Here is a 17,518-nt window from a genome sequence, read left to right on the forward strand (position 1 = left end):
GTGTTAAGTTATTCTTTTGTTTCACGTGGACGAGTGCACTGATCCACCAGATAGGCAATCGATACATAGGGGATGCCGGTGTTAGTGGCTAAACCGATTTCACAGGTGCGGCTGTTTGAATAGCCGATACTGATTCCTGCTTTCTCCAGTTGCGGACGCAGTTTGCGTAAAGCATAAGTGTTGAGTTCCGGCCGGGTGAATCCTTTATCTCCGGCAAAGCCGCAACAACCCACCTCTTCCGGAACAAGCACTTGCGTTGAACATAGTCCGGCCAGTGAAATCAGTGTATTCGACAATCCCATTTTACGCATGGAACATGTGATGTGTACGGCTACGGGACGGTTTGTGGGAGTGAATTCCAGTTTATCCCGCAGGAACGTATAGATAAATTCAGCCGGTTCGTATAGCTTCATCTTTTGGATAGTGGCACGCATACGGTGCAGACAAGGGCTCTGGTCGCAAAGTACCGGATACCGTCCCTGTTCGCTGGCCTCCCATAAGGCGGCTTCCAGTTCAGCCGATTTGCTGTCGGCTATATCCAGCATACCTTTGCTTTCCCAAATGGTTCCGCAACAGAGTTTCTCCATCTTGGGCGGGAAGATGACTTCGTATCCCGCTTTCTGAAGCAGAGAGAGCATTTTGTTAACCAAAGGTTGCTCTACGGGAGAATTTTTTGCCAATCCCATAGTTTGGTTGATGCAACTGGGGAAGTAGACCACCTTGTTCTTTGCATCCGGTGCCTTGTTGTTGTCCTTCTTGTGTATCTTATAGCTCATAGGCATGGCCGGTGTCCATTGCGGAAGTCCCCATACGTTGTGCATCTTTCGAGTAATGGAAGTCATCCTGGAAGTTCCCAGCAGGCTGTGTGTCGTATTGGCAAGTGACAGTACCGGTCGCAGAGCATTTTTTATTCCTGCGAAATGATTGGCGGCAAATTTTCCCACCTTATAACCGGTGCTGTTGGACGGTAGCTCTGCCTGACGCAGGAGGTGGGTCAGGTCACCGGTATTGATACCCATCGGACAAGACGTGGCACACAGGCCGTCACCGGCACAGGTCTGATTACCCGGATACCGGTATAACTTGGACAGTGTCTCCAGTAACTGCGGATTTTCTCCGCTTTTTTTCAGGCGTGAGATTTCCCTCTGTATGACAATGCGCTGGCGTGAGGAGAGCGTGAATCCGCACGAGAGACAGTTCACTTCGCAGAATCCGCATTCGATACACCGGTCTATCTGGTGTGTCACTTCGGAGCCTTCTCCTATTGCCAATGGTGAGAGAGGCTTGAAATGTTTGATATGGCATTGAGGGTCGTCGTTGAAGATAACACCCGGATTAAATAATCCTTTGGGGTCAAAGAGTTGTTTTACCGCCTTCATGATAGCGAAAGCTTCTTCTCCCCATTCCTGCTTTACGAACGGAGCCATGTTTCGTCCTGTGCCGTGTTCTGCCTTTAATGAGCCGTCATATTTGTCCACTACCAGTTCTTTTATGTCGTTCATCAGGGCTTCATACCGTTTTATTTCAACTTCATTACTGAATGACTGGTTGATAATGAAGTGGTAATTGCCTTCTAACGCATGACCGTAAATGCAGGCGTCATCGTATCCGTGCCGGGCAATGAGCTGTTGCAGTTCGGCTGTCGCCTCGGGGAGGTCTTCAATGTGGAAGGCCACATCCTCAATCAGACAGGTTGTTCCCGGAGGACGGGTTCCTCCTACAGAGGGGAAAATGCCCGAACGGATTGCCCAATATTTGGAATATTCCTCGGGACGGTCGGTAAAGTGGACCGGGATGTAGGTTTTAAATGCCTTTAATGTATCTTCGATGACAGTGATGTTGTGGTTGAGCTCTTCCTGTGTGCGTGCTTTGGTTTCGGTCAATACGGCTGTTAGCCCTTCTCCCGTCGGATCATTCACAGAAGCCAGGGATTTCCAGTCGAGCAGTTCCGCACCTTTTACAATCCACTCCCCATCTGTGTTGACGAGTTTTTTCATGGCTACCACTGCACGGCATGCTTCTTTGATGTCGCTGAAATAGAGCATGGCGCTTGCCTTGTGCGGATAGTCGTATTCCGTTTTCATAGTCACACCGGAAAGGAAAGCTAATGTGCCCTCCGAGCCTACCATCAGGTGGGCAATAATATCGAACGGATCATCGTATACGAGGAAGGGAAGAATATTCAACCCTGTTACGTTCTTGATTGAGTATTTATAACGGATACGTGCACTCAGTTCTTTGTTGCTACGTACTTGGTCACGTAGCTCGCAGATGCGGCGGAGGAAATCGGGATGATCTTCTTCAAAGTTTTCTCGGGATTCCTGGCTGGCGGTATTAAGATAATAGCCGTCAGGGAGTATGATACGTACCGACAGCAGCATCTTATCACTGTTGGCATGTGTTCCGCAGTTCATGCCCGAAGCATTGTTCATTACGATTCCACCTACCATGGCGCTTTTTATGGAAGCCGGATCGGGAGCAAATTTACGTCCGTAAGGTGCGAGGATCTCGTTTACCCGTTGTCCGATGATACCGGGCTCCAGGTAAATCTGTTCGTGATCGGGTGAGAGTTCGTAGTGATCCCAGCCTTTGCCGGCTATAATCAAAACAGAGTCACTGATGGACTGTCCCGAAAGACTGGTTCCGGCAGCGCGGAAAGTTACCGGTATATTATATCTGTCGGCCAGATAGATCATTTCGAATACTTCATCGTCGTCGATCGAGTTAACTACAATTAGAGGAATCAGTCGGTAGAAACCCGCATCTGTCCCCCATGCCAGGCGATGGAGCTCGTCGGTAAATATTCTATCCTGTGGGATAAATCGGCTGATGTCTCGCAGGAATTCGTCATAGTTTCTTTCCGTTTTCATTGTTTCTTTGTTTGTCGGGCACTCCTCGGTCCCAGTTTTTATTTATACAAATAATACTTCTTCGACAGCCGGCGGAAGTCGTCAACGTCTTTGTACCAATAATCGCGGACGTCTTCCCAGCGGTTGCGCTGACTGAAACGTTCGCGTACTTCTTTGGAGCCGCTGACGAGATCGAACATACGGAAACGTCCTTTATCGGCATGGTCGAATACGGCCCGGCCCGGATAGAGTACAGCTATCTCCTGCATCACGTAAAACTGTATCTCGCTTAGTGCAGCTTTATTAAAGTCCACAATATGTACTTGTACGCCTTGCAGATGTTCCCCTTTGCCTACCGAATAGAAGGGTTTGAGGTGCATCGGACGGAATATCACTCCCGGCAGGTTCAGACGGTTCAGGTTATCAGCCAATCTGTCTGCCTCTATCCAAGGAGCGGCAAACATTTGGAACGGAATGGTATAACCCACACCAATCGACATATAGCCCAGTTCGCCGAGTATCCCCGAAACGGGATAGAAGAAAGCGGAATGCGGATGCGGGATGTGTGGGGACGAAGGAATCCATTGGAGTCCTGTCTGTACATAATCCATTTTTCGCTTCCACCCCTTCATTTTCACAACATGCAGGTTGCATGGCCTGCCCAACATTTGTTCTCCATTGAGCATCAGTGCAAGCTCGCCACAAGTAAGTCCGTAAAGGTACGGAATTTTAAATTGGCTGACAAAAGATATGTATCCATCTTCTACGAGATTCCCTTCTATTTTTAATCCGCCTATCGGATTGGGGCGGTCAAGGACAATAAACTCTTTACCATTTTCGGCGGCAGCTTCCATAGCCACTCCCATGGTGCTGATATAGGTGAACGAGCGGCAGCCGATGTCCTGTATGTCATATACCAATACATCAATGTCTTTTAGCATTTCAGGGCTCGGTTTACGCGTTTTGCCATAGAGTGAATAAACGGGTAGTCCGGTAGTGGGGTCGTTCGTGTTATCCACTTTGTCGCCGGCATGCACATCACCCCGTACACCATGCTCCGGTCCGTACAGAGCCACTAAGTTGACATTGGGCGCTTCATGAAGAATGTCGATAGTGGACCGCAACTGATTGTCTACACCGGTCGGGTTGGTGATCAGTCCTACACGTTTTCCTTCAAGACATTTGAAGTTTTGTTCTTTTAGGACTTCAATACCTGTTTTGATACGGATTCCCGGAGGTTTTACACCTGGTTCCATCCCTTGGGAAAGGGGAGTATTGGAAACAAGGATAAAAAGAATGAGCAAAAGTCTCAATATACTTCTTTTATGTGTCATAATCTTATCTTTTTTTAGTTATCCTACCAATGCCTGGAGTAACTTTATTTCTTCTCCTCGGCAATATTCTCTTTTTTCTTCCCATAATCGGGGTCTATCTTGATGAAGGCACATACGGCAATTGTGGCGGCACAACAAGCCATTACCCAGATAAAGAAGTTTTCGTATCCGATCAGTTCCTGTAACCAGCCGGCGGCCATGCCCGGCAGCATCATGCCTAATGCCATGAAAGCAGTGCAGATGGCATAGTGCGCCGTCTTATGTTCTCCGTCAGAGTAGTAAATCAAGTAAAGCATATAGGCTGTGAATCCGAACCCGTAACCAAACTGTTCGATAAATACGCACAGGTTGATGATCACAAAGTTCTGTGGCTGGAAGTAACCCAGATATACAAAGGTGAGGCAGGTCAGCGACAGGCTCCATGCCATTGGCCACAACCATTTTTGCAGTCCTCCTTTGGCTGCACAAATACCGCCGACGATGCCTCCTAATGTCAGTCCGATGATGCCGATGGTTCCGTAAACCAATCCTACTTCGGCGGTAGTCAGTCCTAATCCGCCTTTCTCGACAGGATCGAGCAAGAATGGGTTGATGAGCTTCACTAACTGTGCTTCAGGGAAGCGATAGAATAGCATAAAGAGGATGGCTACTCCAGCCTGTTTTTTGCGGAAAAAAGAGGCAAAGGTTTCTATGAATCCATTGAAAATGGCGCTTGCGCTGTTCTCACCTACTACTGCTTTGTCACTGTCAGGTTTCGGTAATACGCATTTGTGGTAGAGGCAAAAAGCAAGGAACAGTCCTGCAAGGATAAAGAAGGTGATGCTCCATCCGTATTTAATACTGCCTGTCCATATTTCCAGGCCGCCGGCAAGCATCACCAACAAACCTTGTCCGGCAATTGTGGCAATGCGATAGAAAGTACTGCGTATCCCTACATAAAGTGCCTGGTCTTGTACGTTCAGTGCCAGCATATAAAATCCGTCGGCAGCAATGTCATGCGTAGCCGAACTGAAGGCCACCAGCCAGAAGATGGCAAGGGTGGTCTGGAAAAAATTTGGCATGGGTATGGTGAAAGCGATTCCTGCCAGTCCGGCACCAACCAGCAACTGCATGCTGATTACCCACCAGCGCTTGGTTTTCAATAAGTCGACAAACGGGCTCCAAAAGGGTTTGATGACCCAGGGCAGATAGAGCCAGGAGGTGTAGAGTGCAATATCCGTGTTGGAGATACCCAGATTCTTGTACATAATTACCGAAATAGTCATTACGGCTACATAAGGTAATCCTTGTGCAAAGTACAGGGTCGGAATCCATGCCCATGGTGATATGGTCTTGTTTTTCATGATAAGAGTGTGTGTTTAATAAAGTTTATCTATCGTTGCACCGATGTAGTAATGCAATAAAATAGTATCGTATGGGTAACCTTGTTCGCCCATGACGGCTGCTCCTATTTGGCAAAGTCCTACTCCGTGCCCCCATCCGGCACCGGTGAGGATAAACCGTCCCGGTACGTCATCCACGATATCTGCCTTGTCGATGACGAAAGCGGAGCTGTAAAGGTGAGATGTAGAGAGTGTACGGCGTATTTCCAGTTCCTTACCGATAGTCATGGTCCGTTTGCTCCCTCTGATTTTTAACTTGACAAGCCGTCCGGAGGTTCCCCGTTCCACCGGAATCAGGTCGAGTATCTGTCCATAATCAATGCCCGAACGTTTCAGGATAAGCTCGGAAAGTTCGTCTTGTTTATACTCTATTTTCCAACGATAGAAGTCGGTGGTCTCCTGATCGTAGTTATTTAAAACCTGAGACAATATTTTCTTGTCTTTTGTGTTACAGAAAGCTTCGGGTGAGGTTCGAATCCATTGGTCGGCTTCGGACTCTACCCGTAGATCGGGCAGTCCGGATCCTGTTTTGCTGTCTCTTTGCTTGGAAAGATACGGATGCTTGATACCTTCCCAACAATATTGGAACTCTTCGAAAGCACCGCCGCAACATTTTGAGAAACGGGCGTCACAAATGTTTCCTTTCCACATAAGTACTTGTCCGCGGGTGGCAGCGATGGCTTGCCTCACCATTTCGGTTGAGGCACGGGTGATGCCTTGGTAGCGCTGGCAATGGTCGTCGGCGCAAACGTCGAAGTGGGTGTGATCTTCACGGTCGTACCATCTGATAAGCTCCTGGCCGGTCTGTGTGAAAGCTGAATAGAGGCTTTGAGATGCCGTAATTGCTTTGTTCTTATGAATTTGGGCCAATAACCAGCTTCTTGAGATCACTGCATGGGCCTTCAGCAGTTCGAGGCTTGCCGTTGCACTCATCTCCGATGAGATGACACTGGTCAGGTAGTCTTCCACATGAATTACATTGATCCCTGTCAGTTTTTCGTTCTCGACAATGATTTTCAATGCTCCCATAAAGCGTTGGTCTTCTTTCCGTTCCCAATGGAAGTTAATGCCGATGGTGACATTCAGTAATTCGAAAGCATCACTTTCTTCGTGCATGGGTTCAAACAGCAATTCGTCATAAAGGTGTCCTTGCCAGCGGATTTGTCCGTCAACATAGGTCACGACCTGTCTGCCGGCAATCTCTTTTCCTTTGATATGGTAAGAGTTCAGCAGTATGAATTCGATTTGAGGTTCGGACAAAATGCCGACCTGTACTTTAGGTTCTTTCATGATCGTTGTTTTATGCGTTCTATCAATGCACGGAAGTCTGCCGGTTTCAAGCATACCTCACTGAGAATGTCGGCAATATCATTTGCTGTGATTTTCTCAAAGTCCTTCTCCAATGGGGTGATGAAAACGCCACCCATATCTACTGAAGCCGGGCTGATCAGTATATTGGTATCCCCTTGGGCCATATAACATGCAGGGCGGTGTCTGGCGCGGGGAAAGATACAGACAATCTGTTTGCCTCGTTCTTTCCATGCCAATACATTCATCATCGGCTCCTCTTCGCCGGATTTGAGATTCATGGCTCCGTATACGGCGTTGAACAGTGTGACGGCTGCCTCTTTACTTTCCGATTCAATTAAGAGTGTTGTACGGGGAGAGTCGTCCAGTGCCCATAGAGTGGCAGCTTCATTGGTAATTATTTTCTCTGCCCTTTTCTCCTTCCATTCTTGTTCGATGGGAAGGAAGCCTTTGCTACCGGCCTGAAAATGCATATGATCGGGGGCTGATGCGCCACATTGGGGGCCGTTGTAGAAGACAATATAATCTTCCGCACAATCAGCCAGATCGAGCATATCAGCAAAACGGTACAAGATGCGCTGATCGACGTGCTGTAGTTCGGGAACTGTCAGGTGCCTGGGGAATATGGGAAACGGATTGACCAATATCTGATAATGGTTTCCGAAAGGAATCCCCTTTTGCATTGGCGGAAGATGGGCCGGACACAGGAAACACTTACGTTCCTGAATCGACTTGCTGTCTACTTTGGCTGCCGATGAAACAATGCGTGCCGGGTTGAACTGCACTTTGTAAAGACAGCCATTCACTTCTACCTCTTTTACACGTACACGCTTCAACGCATCGTAATTCTTTTGCGCCATTTCCCACGAGGTGAGCTGCTCATTCAGCAGGTTTTGTAATTCCTTGTTCATCTTTGTTTTTTGTTTAATGCGATCCGTGCCTGCAATTCCCAGGTACGGATGCGATCTTTGTAAAGGTTGTGTCCATTCATCTTCACAATGTCGAGTGAGGCGTCCGAGTTATCGTCCCATCGGCGGCAGAGGTAGACAACTTCGTATATACGGCCGATCTGGTAGCGGCGTGAGAAATTCAGTCCCAATGCGTAATCTTCACCATAGCTGGTATTGGGCACTTTCACTTCGCGGAGCATCGGTGTATAGAATGCACGGGGAGCACCCAGACCATTAATACGGAGCGCATTGTTGCGTCCGTTTTCCGGGGTCCACTCTTTATGGTCAATGACGCCCGGCGGAATCATGTTCATATCGAAGTCTGTCATCATGTAGGTGCCTACTACCATGGCACAGTTCTGTTCGTAGAAGGCATTGACCATCAGTTGCAGCGCTCTCTCGTGAGCATATACATCGTCACTGTCCAGTTGCACGGCAAACTTGCCGCACAGGGGATGGTACACGCCCAGGTTCCAGCAACCGCCGATACCCAGATCGTTACGCTCGGGAATGAGGTGAATCAGGCGGTCATCCTCTTTATATTCGTCGATGGCTTCGGTAGTGCCGTCGGTAGAATGATTGTCGATAACGATCAGATTGAACTTGAATTCTGTTTTTTGGCTGAGCACCGAACGGATGGCATCGCGTATGGTGCGGATGCGGTTACGTACCGGGATTATCACGGAAGCTTCGTATTCAAAGTTATCGGCACTGAACTCTATCTTTTCAAACTCCGGTTTCAGATAACCGCCTATCTCTTTCAGGTGTTCGGTGCAAGTTGCTTCCATTTCGATCTGCCGTTCACGATTTTTCGGGTCTACATAATCGAATATTTTTTCACCACTCTTGCGGGTATCATTCTCTATTTCCGAATAGAGATATTCGTTGATGTGTACCAGCGGATATTTCTGCGATAGTTTGAGGCGCAGGTCATAGAGACCGGCGAAGTCGTAACTGGTTTTCATCCTCTTGACAGTCTCTTTCAGGGCTGAGGCCTTGAATAGGAGTACAGAGCCGAAGTCAAAATCGTCACGGAGGCTTCCGAACTGATAGTCGATGACAGGGGCATTGCTCTGCTTACCTTCCGTCACCTGATAGTGGTCGGCATATACCATGCCGGCTCCCGAGTCTTTGGCGATATGAATCATCCGTTCGAGTGCGAACATGCCCAACTCGAGTGTGGTATGTTTGGTATAGAGTAATGCATAGTCTGCATCGGAACGCTCAGCAATGGCGTACATGGCAGCACTGTCAGTGAGTTTGTCCACATAGAGCAGTTCGCATCCCGGCAGTGGATCGATGTCGGGAGAGGTGGCGAGGAGGTAGATTTTCTTCACTAAATCTGTAGCCTGTAATCCTTGAACTGTTTTTTCTGCTTGTGCCACTCCCGCATAGGGGATGAAGCAATTGATTGTTGATTCCATAAGCGATTGACGGCCTCTCCCACAATCTCTCCTACATTGGAGGGGAGGAGGGATACTGCCGATTATTATTGTTATTATTTCATTTTTTTCTCTCTTTATTGTCTTCCGGCCTGTCACTAAGGCAGGTAGTCTCTTTTTCATTCATCCGATAGATGCGTAATTCCGATAACCGGAATAAAGCGTTGGTTTCTTTTCACGATCACTCCATTCACTCCGCATGCTCACTCCATTTACATACCGGGGTAAAGAGCTTTACATGCCGGGGTAAAAGGTTTTACACGCCGGGGTAAATGCTTTTACATCCGTTCGAAAAAGCCGGTAAATGTAACGCGTTGATAAATAGAGTCATTTATTAAACTACGCATTTACCGGATGAACCTCTCTATTCTCCTCATTGCGGGAGGGGAGAACAGTTGAGTCTTCCCACTTCGCCGCCGGTAGCTGTAAACAGTACCTGGTGGCGACTGACGGGAATCACGGTATTAATCAGTGAATTACCGATCTTATGTTTCCACAGTACCTGCCCGGTGCTTGCTTCCAGTGCAAAGATAAGTCCTTCTTTGGTACTACTGAACACTACGCCGTCTTTTTCCATCTGCATGGATGGGGCATGTTCATAGCCGAAACCGACATTAGAGGCCCAGAGCTTTTTCGGGACGTCTCCGATGGTGGAGTAACAGACTACGCTGTCATTCATTGTTTTGCTATAGATCCTTTTTTTGTCGGCGGATAATCCGATGGTTTCGCGTACCATCGACTGGAAGGTACGCCATACAGTTTCTCCTGTCTCCAGGTTGATGGCAGTCATGGCACGTTGCGGGTCGGTGATGAATACTTTTCCGTGTGCAGCTACCGGCCATACGGCAGCGGGTGAGAAGTGCATGCGGGTGAGTCCTCCGGTCCATTTCCAGAGTTCCTTGCCGTTAGTCTTGTCAAGGGCATAGAGCGTATTGTCCCATGCACCGAATATGACTTTGTTTCCTTCTATCAGAGGTTTTGTCTCAACATAGCCCTTGATGCCGGCATAGCTCCACAACACCTTTCCGCTTTTGATGTGGATGGCACGGAAGGTGGAGTCGCTGGCACCGATATAGGCAACTCCTTTTTCAATGGTTACGGCTCCCAATACCGGTTCTCCTGCGGTCACCCGCCAACGTTCTTTACCGGTTCGGGCATCCAGACCGTAAATGTTATGGTCGGCAGAGCCAAAGACGACGACTCCGTCGGCTACATCGGGAGTGCCTACAATACGTTTCCCGGATTGGAAATTCCACAATTTCTGTCCGCTTTTCAAGGTATAGCAGGTCAGAAAACCCAAGTCGTCACCGACATAGACTTTGTCTTTCCAGACAGCAGGTGAGCAGTAAATACCGGCTCCGGTCTGCACTAACCAGTCTGCTTTCACTTGTGGATATTCTTCGTTCACCGCGAAACTGGGATATTTCACTGCTTTTCCGGAACGGTCGTAATAAGGTTTAGTGAGTGACAAGGCAGCCCACCGTTTCATCGGTTCACCGATACGCTGTTCGTAAGTGATAATAGAATCCGGAGTGACATCAAATATGCCATAACCGCCTATGCCATCTTTGTCCCGCAGGTTCGAGCGGGTGAGAATGCCCGGAATCCCGTCGTACGAGAGGAGACGGTTACGGTGATAGTGCCCTCCGATAAAGGTGCGGATATTGTAGGGACGCACGGCATCGGTGACATCATACCAGTTGTCAACATCTCCATCCAGCATGGGGTAGTGGGTGACCAGAATCACAGGCTTGTCTTTCCCTGCTTTGTTCATTTCCTGTTTCATCCATGTGATGTCTTGCGGCACTACATGCCCGTAGGCCATGCGCATTAGCGGACCGGAATTGAATCCAAGGAACAGGAAGCCTTTGTGTTCAAATTCAAATCGCTCTCCTCCGAAAATATCGCTGAACGCGGTGCATCCGGAGTCGCTCCATTTGGTTTCGTGATTACCCAGTATGACATAGTATTTCACCTTCAACTGGTCGAGTATGGACTTTACAAGCAACATGGTGGCACGGTCACCTTCTTCGGTGAGGTCTCCGGTGACTAATACAAAGTCTATTCCCGGCGTGGTGTTAATCTGTTCGACAGAACGCTTCAAATCTTCTGCCGGTTTCGGGTTGTTGGGACTGAGGTGTATGTCCGTCAGTTGTGCAAAGCGGAAAGAACCTGTTGCCTGTGCCTGCACGGCGGCAGGCAACAGGAAAAACAAAATGATTACGAATATAGAAAGCCTTCTATTCATAGATGATGATTTTATTTATTATTACTACACTTTTCAGTTTCTTGTCAGTGGAACGGTTGCTGCCTTGATGAGGGTATGCACCCTATACGTGCAGTTACTCCACCTGTGTTATCATTGTTCAAAGAAAGCCAGTATGGCTTTCATTAACTGTTCTCTCTCTTCGGGGGTACGTACCGATTCGAACGGGAATCCCAATACACAGGTCTTATAATCTCCTTTATAGGCTATACCGGCACTCAGGTTGTTTTCCGAATATCGCAATACGGTGAATGCTCCCCGGACGGCCGGTTCGATGGCATCGGGCGACTCTACGACATACGATTCCGGATTCAACTCCTGATGGTATGTGTAATTTCCCTTGATTGCAGGGAATGGGGAAGCAACGCCTTTCACTTTTCCGTTACGGGCGGCTTGTCCTGTGCGCCATTTGTATTTCAATACTTCCATCGCGAACTTCTTGTCTTTTTCGTCCGCTTTCGCTAAACGATTATCCCATAGGTCCGATGCTACATAGGCTCCCGATACGAAGAAATTACCCCCTGTCCGGCAATAATCTGAGATGGCATTCTGCATTTCTTCGCTAAAAGTCTTAAACTCCAATGGTTTTACTCCTTCCCGTCCCATCTTGCTCTGACATTGTTTACCCAAAATCAGGTCTACGTATTTGTAGTCGTTCATCCGCAGGACAGGAATGCCCCCTGACGCAGCATCCGTCTGGTTGGCGATACTATCTCTCCCGTTTTTCTTCTTGAGTGAAGAGCAGGGAGTGAGACCACACGATACAAATGAATATCCTGCTTTCAGAATCGCCTCTCCATGTACAGCCGGATAGTCGAATGAGTTTCCGGCAATTACCATTGTCTCGTGCGTACCATAGCTGTCGCCGAATCCGGAGGCGTCGTCGTCCATCCATGGGATCTGTCGACGAAACTCTTTCATCGGACCAATATAGCTGATGTCTGTCTGGTAAGGTACTCCGTGGTCCAGTTCGTCAAGGAATCCGGCCAGGGTGTCTGCATCTGCCGTAAAGTCTGCCGGACCACTGACTCGGCTAAACCCGTTCACTACCAGTACTGTTCCCTTTTCGTTGAGGGCTTTCCCGATAGAAAGAATTTCGGACGGGAAACTTTCACCTCCCTTGTTGAGGGCGGTTACTTTGAAACTGCAAACTACGCCTGAAGGGATGTTTGTCTGGTAATCCGGAGTGTCTACGATCACGCCATTATCAAAGTCTCCTTCTCCAATGCGGGTATATACGATGTATTGGTCTGCTTTTGCGGTAGGTTCCAGCGGATCGTCTACCGGTTGCCATGAAAGCATTATCCGGTTGCCCTCTATGAAGCGCAGGCTTATAGAATCGACGGGCAAAGGCTGTACCACATAATCCATTTTATATTGGGAACAGAGGAATTGCAGCATTCCTTTGTAGATGGCACGGCTGACGGTGAAACGAAAACGAGGATCCAGTCCGTAACGCATGTCGGCGAAGTTCTGGTGAGACAGGAGCTCAAGCAACATGGTTGGTACTCGTGGCACACGGGCCTCATAATAGGACTGGTTCCACATTCCGCGGCGGGTCCATTCCGGTTCATGCAAAGTGCGGATGTCTTTCACGATGTTGGACTGTATCAGGTCGCACAAGTCCCGGGAGGCATACCGTGAAGTGCCATTTGCATATATCCCGTCATAGGCAGAGGTTTGGAAAATACCTAATGTGCCGATAATGGTGTCACCATAGGTGGTGCCGGCATCTGAATGGAAGGCGAAAGCCATGTCTATAGGAATATTCAGTCCTTTTTCAGTGGGGTTGGCAGCCGAACCTCCGGCGAGATAGTTCACCCAAATTCCACGTGATTTATAGTCATCGGTATAATCGTTCTTACCGCGACTGTCTGAGTAAACGCTATCCGGTATGCCTGCCCATTGCATCCAGTAGCGTGCTGCTTCGCAGAAACGAGGGTAGTTACTGATCTCATAGGGATAATCTACACCTCCTTCTTCAGAGATACTGCGGGCGATGTTTCCATAACCACCGCCTATTTTTACAGCATCGGCTGTCACCAGACGGCCCGCTTTGGAGGATTGGTTGCTGAGGACGACTTTATGATCGGTTTTGCCTGCACTGAAACTAAAAGTGCCTAAGTAGATCCAGGTTCCTCCTCCCATCTGCTGGTTTACTTTGAACTGTGATGTGCCGCCTTGGTGATAGACGGTGTATAGGGCATCGTCTGTACTGTTGTCCACCGTTTTATAGGAGACATAAACAGCATATCGGCCTGACCGGGGAATTTCGGGGATCCATTCGGCAATGCTTGCAGTTCCTTTCTTAATCGTTTCTGTCTGGCGGTAACTGCCTTCGCAAAAGGGATTCTCAAAGTCTTTGTACGTTGCCCTCAGGTGGGCGAATCCTGTTTTGGCTCCGTTGCTCCATGCCTTACTGCCGTTTTGTTCTGTATAAACTGAGTGTCCGTCTCTGCATCCATCGTTGTCGACAATAATTTCAGTTGTCTGCCAGTCTCTTTCACGAGGAAGAAGGACAGTCGCTCCGGCATTTTCTAACATCGGAACAAGGAAAGGGAGTACATAGCTTTGAGTGTAGAGATCTTCTACGGTCTGAAAAATACGTGCACGCTGCCACTCCCAACGGGTTAGCTTCGGTTCGTAATAAAAGCCGTGACTTTGCCATAAAGCGATGTGCCGGTTCTGTAATCCGTTTGTGGGGGCATACGGAGCAGATAACCGGGTAATCAGGGGGTTGTCTACTTTGTGGCTGAATGTCAGAGTTTTCATCTTGCCCTTTTTACTTCGAAGTGCCAGGGGGATCAGTTCTTCGATGGCATGGTGGTCTGTCCGGATCTGTAATTTCCGTTTGCTCAACTCTGGGGGGAGCAGCGCTTTTACGCTCTGATAGATTTCGGCTACGTTGTTTTCGCGGAAAGGAATGTATGAACAGTTCATGTTAGCGAAAAATATCAGTTCGTTTTTTTCCATACTGATAGAATCGATAAGGATTTTCCCGATAGAAACTTCTTTCCGGGCAGTTTCATTCAGGAGCTCACCTACTTGGGACCGTAGGTCTTTGGGCAGGTCTTGCGCTGCTGCGGCTTGTGGGAATAAGCCGGCTGCAAGCAGCAGAATCAGGGAAGTGCGAATTGGTTTCATTGTGGTGTTAAGTTAATTGGTTTTCTTAATCAGGAGGCATAGTCCTATAAAAGTGAACAAAGCATTAAATATCAGTAGTTCGTAACTGAATTGATAACCATTGAACCAGGTCTCCGAGTTCTTTTGCAAAATGAAACAGAGGATGGGTGAGAGGATGGCTACCAGGGGGATATATCGGTCACGTACTTGTTTTTTAGTAAAAATGCCAAAGGCGAACAGGCCTAAAATAGGGCCATATGTATAGCTGGCAAGGATGTAGACAGCATCAATAACGCTGGTATTATTCAGTAGATTGAATACGAAGATGACAATTCCCATCACGACCGCCATGCCGATATGTACTCGTTTACGTATCTTTTGTACAGTCTTTTCTGTTTTCCCTTTGCTTCCCAGTATGTCTACGGTGAACGAGGTAGTCAGTGCTGTCAGGGCTGATCCTGCTGCGGAATAAGCTGCTGAAATCAACCCAATGATGAACAAGATGCCCACAATGGCTGGAAAATATCCACCTGTAGCGATCATAGGGAAAAGCTCGTCACTTTTTGCCGGATTTGTGATGCCCTGGCGTGACGTGAAGATGTAGAGCAGTACTCCCAGCATCAGAAATAAGAGGATGATGAAAAATTGGGAGATGCCGCTGGTAATCATATTCTTTTGTGAGTCTTTGAAGTTTTTGCAGCTTAGGTTACGTTGCATCATATCTTGGTCGAGTCCTGTCATGGCTATCATTGTAAACACACCGGCAAGAAACTGCTTGAAGAAGTAACGTTTGTCATTTACGTCGTCAAAAAAGAACATACGTGACAGGGAACTGTCGGAGATACTGGAAATCATCTCTGTGAAACTGAGCCGCAGATCAGTGGCAATGTAGTAAATACATAATACGACGGATACTACCAGACAGAATGTTTTCAGTGAATCAGTCCAAATCAATGATTTCACTCCTCCACGGAATGTGTAGAGCCAGACCAATGTTACTGTGAGAATGACATTCAGGATGAAAGGCATGTGAAAAGGTCCGAAAACCAGAAATTGTAATGTGAGGCATACGAGGAATAACCGTACAGCTGCTCCCAGCATTTTGGAGATGAAGAAAAACCATGCTCCTGTCTTATAAGAAGAGGTTCCGAAACGGCTCTCCAAGTACTCATAAATGGATACCAAATTCATCCGGTAGAACAAGGGTATCAAAATAAAGGCTATAACGATTTGTCCGGTTACAAAACCAAGTACCATTTGCAAATATGAGAAATTACTGACTCCAACCATGCCGGGAACCGATACAAAGGTGACTCCGGATATGCTGGAACCAATCATGGCAAAGGCTACCACATACCAAGCCGATTTGCGGTTACCCACAAAGAATCCTTCGTTATCAGCTTTTCTTCCTGCAATGTATGAAATGGTAAACAATATCAGGAAATAAGCAGCAATAGTGATTAATACCGCTATAGGTGTCATGCTTTTCAGATTAATGAATATAATATTTCCGGTTAAGAGTTAATCAATTGTCTGGATAGAGTAGATAAGGCTTTCGCTGTACTTTGAATTTCTCGACATCCTCTTTCCATCTTGCTTTTATTTCGTCGGCATTTTTGCCCTCTTCTATCATTTTACGTACATAGTCCGTACCGATCAGCAACTCAAAAAATGGTCTGAAGAAATGGTCCCCCATATTTAGATTACGATAGGCATCGATTATGTAGGTTAGGTTTACTCCTTTTTTCCATATATCTTCGTCGCTGAGATTGCTTAGATTTACTCCATGACACAATTTATTGAGTTGTGGTGGGTTCTTTGCTCCTGGGACACTCCGAGGAGTAAAACTGTAGTTATATCCGGTCATATTAGGATGTCCGTAAACTTGGAAAGGTAAACTGGTCCCACGTCCCAGACTTACCGGGGTCGCTTCAAAGAAGCAGGTAGAAGGATATAGGTAGATCGCTTTCATATTCGGCAGGTTAGGTGAAGGAGGAATGGGCAGGCGATACATCGTCTGGTGAGTGTAGTTCTTACAAGGAATGACTGTCACATCACAAGTCCGTGAGGAGGGCAACCAACCCTCACCGTTGACCATCAGGGCTAACTCACCCAGTGTCATTCCATGTACAATGGGAATAGGTAATCCGCCTACTCCTGATTTATATTTCATATCCAATATCGGTCCATCGACATAATGCCCGTTCGGATTGGGGCGATCCAAGATAAGAACCTTGCGGTTGTATTCAGAACAGGCATCCATCAGCCGTACCATGGATATGTAATAAGTGTAGAAGCGCAGCCCTACATCTTGTATGTCTACAATCAATATGTCGAACTTTCGTATGGAACTCTCACTGGGTTTCTTGGATTTTCCATCGTAGAGAGAAAGAATGGGAACTCCTGTTTTTGAATCTACTGTACTGGATACATGCTCACCGGCATCGGCATTCCCTCGGAAACCATGTTCGGGAGAGAAAATAGCGACTACATTGAACTTGTTTTCCAGCAAAACATCCAGAAGATGCTTGTTTCCTATCATTCCGGTATGATTGGAAAAAATAGCTATTCGCTTATTTTTCAGGATAGGAAAGTATTCATTGGTTTGCTCGGCACCTACAATTACCTCCTTCTTTTGTGCCTGACAAAAGAGAGTACTGCATAATAAAGTGAGTATAAGTAGGATCTTTTTCATAAAAATAGTATTAGCAGGAATTTCTTTGTAGCAAAGATAGTCTTTATTTTAATATCAAAAACATATATTCAGATATATTTTATATTATAATCAATAATTTGCAAATTGAATCTTTGTCTGAAGCTATAAGGTAAAATATAAAACTCTTCCTATTTCTATGGTTCAAATC

At 47.2% G+C, this 17,518-nt stretch carries 10 protein-coding genes; all 10 read right to left on the reverse strand.

Annotated features, from left to right (window positions below; genetic code table 11):
* Positions 1-8: 8 nt before the first annotated feature.
* Positions 9-2,870 (reverse strand): FAD-binding and (Fe-S)-binding domain-containing protein, encoded by a 2,862-nt coding sequence (locus R3O62_RS06370; protein WP_317472424.1) that lies wholly within the window; start codon positions 2,868-2,870, stop codon positions 9-11.
* A 38-nt stretch (positions 2,871-2,908) separates the two neighbouring features.
* Complete coding sequence (locus tag R3O62_RS06375; RefSeq protein WP_032540332.1) at positions 2,909-4,183, reverse strand: exo-beta-N-acetylmuramidase NamZ family protein; 1,275 nt, start codon at positions 4,181-4,183, stop codon at positions 2,909-2,911.
* A gap of 44 nt (positions 4,184-4,227) precedes the next feature.
* Complete coding sequence (locus R3O62_RS06380; protein WP_005779073.1) at positions 4,228-5,526, reverse strand: MFS transporter; 1,299 nt, start codon at positions 5,524-5,526, stop codon at positions 4,228-4,230.
* A 15-nt stretch (positions 5,527-5,541) separates the two neighbouring features.
* A complete protein-coding gene (locus R3O62_RS06385; protein ID WP_220575755.1) occupies positions 5,542-6,855 on the reverse strand; it encodes a SpoIID/LytB domain-containing protein in 1,314 nt (437 codons plus the stop codon).
* Positions 6,852-7,784 (reverse strand): DUF4922 domain-containing protein, encoded by a 933-nt coding sequence (locus R3O62_RS06390; protein ID WP_317472423.1) that lies wholly within the window; start codon positions 7,782-7,784, stop codon positions 6,852-6,854. Before R3O62_RS06390 ends, R3O62_RS06385 begins: the two co-directional genes overlap by 4 nt.
* Positions 7,781-9,247: a glycosyltransferase family 2 protein gene (locus R3O62_RS06395; RefSeq protein ID WP_005811909.1), complete on the reverse strand. Its 1,467-nt coding sequence runs from the start codon at positions 9,245-9,247 to the stop codon at positions 7,781-7,783. Before R3O62_RS06395 ends, R3O62_RS06390 begins: the two co-directional genes overlap by 4 nt.
* A gap of 391 nt (positions 9,248-9,638) precedes the next feature.
* Positions 9,639-11,513, reverse strand: coding sequence for a PQQ-binding-like beta-propeller repeat protein (locus tag R3O62_RS06400; RefSeq protein ID WP_032540329.1), 1,875 nt, complete (start codon positions 11,511-11,513; stop codon positions 9,639-9,641).
* 111 nt (positions 11,514-11,624) lie between these two features.
* Complete coding sequence (locus tag R3O62_RS06405) at positions 11,625-14,675, reverse strand: xanthan lyase (RefSeq protein ID WP_269110172.1); 3,051 nt, start codon at positions 14,673-14,675, stop codon at positions 11,625-11,627.
* A gap of 12 nt (positions 14,676-14,687) precedes the next feature.
* On the reverse strand, positions 14,688-16,136 hold the full coding sequence (locus R3O62_RS06410) for a sodium:solute symporter (RefSeq protein ID WP_269110173.1): 1,449 nt from the start codon (positions 16,134-16,136) through the stop codon (positions 14,688-14,690).
* Positions 16,137-16,179: 43 nt separating this feature from the next.
* Entirely contained in the window at positions 16,180-17,349 is a 1,170-nt protein-coding gene (locus tag R3O62_RS06415; RefSeq protein WP_005811900.1) for an exo-beta-N-acetylmuramidase NamZ family protein, read from the reverse strand.
* Positions 17,350-17,518 lie beyond the last annotated feature (169 nt).

It is taken from the genome of Bacteroides hominis (assembly GCF_033042785.2).
GTDB classification, from domain to species: domain Bacteria; phylum Bacteroidota; class Bacteroidia; order Bacteroidales; family Bacteroidaceae; genus Bacteroides; species Bacteroides hominis.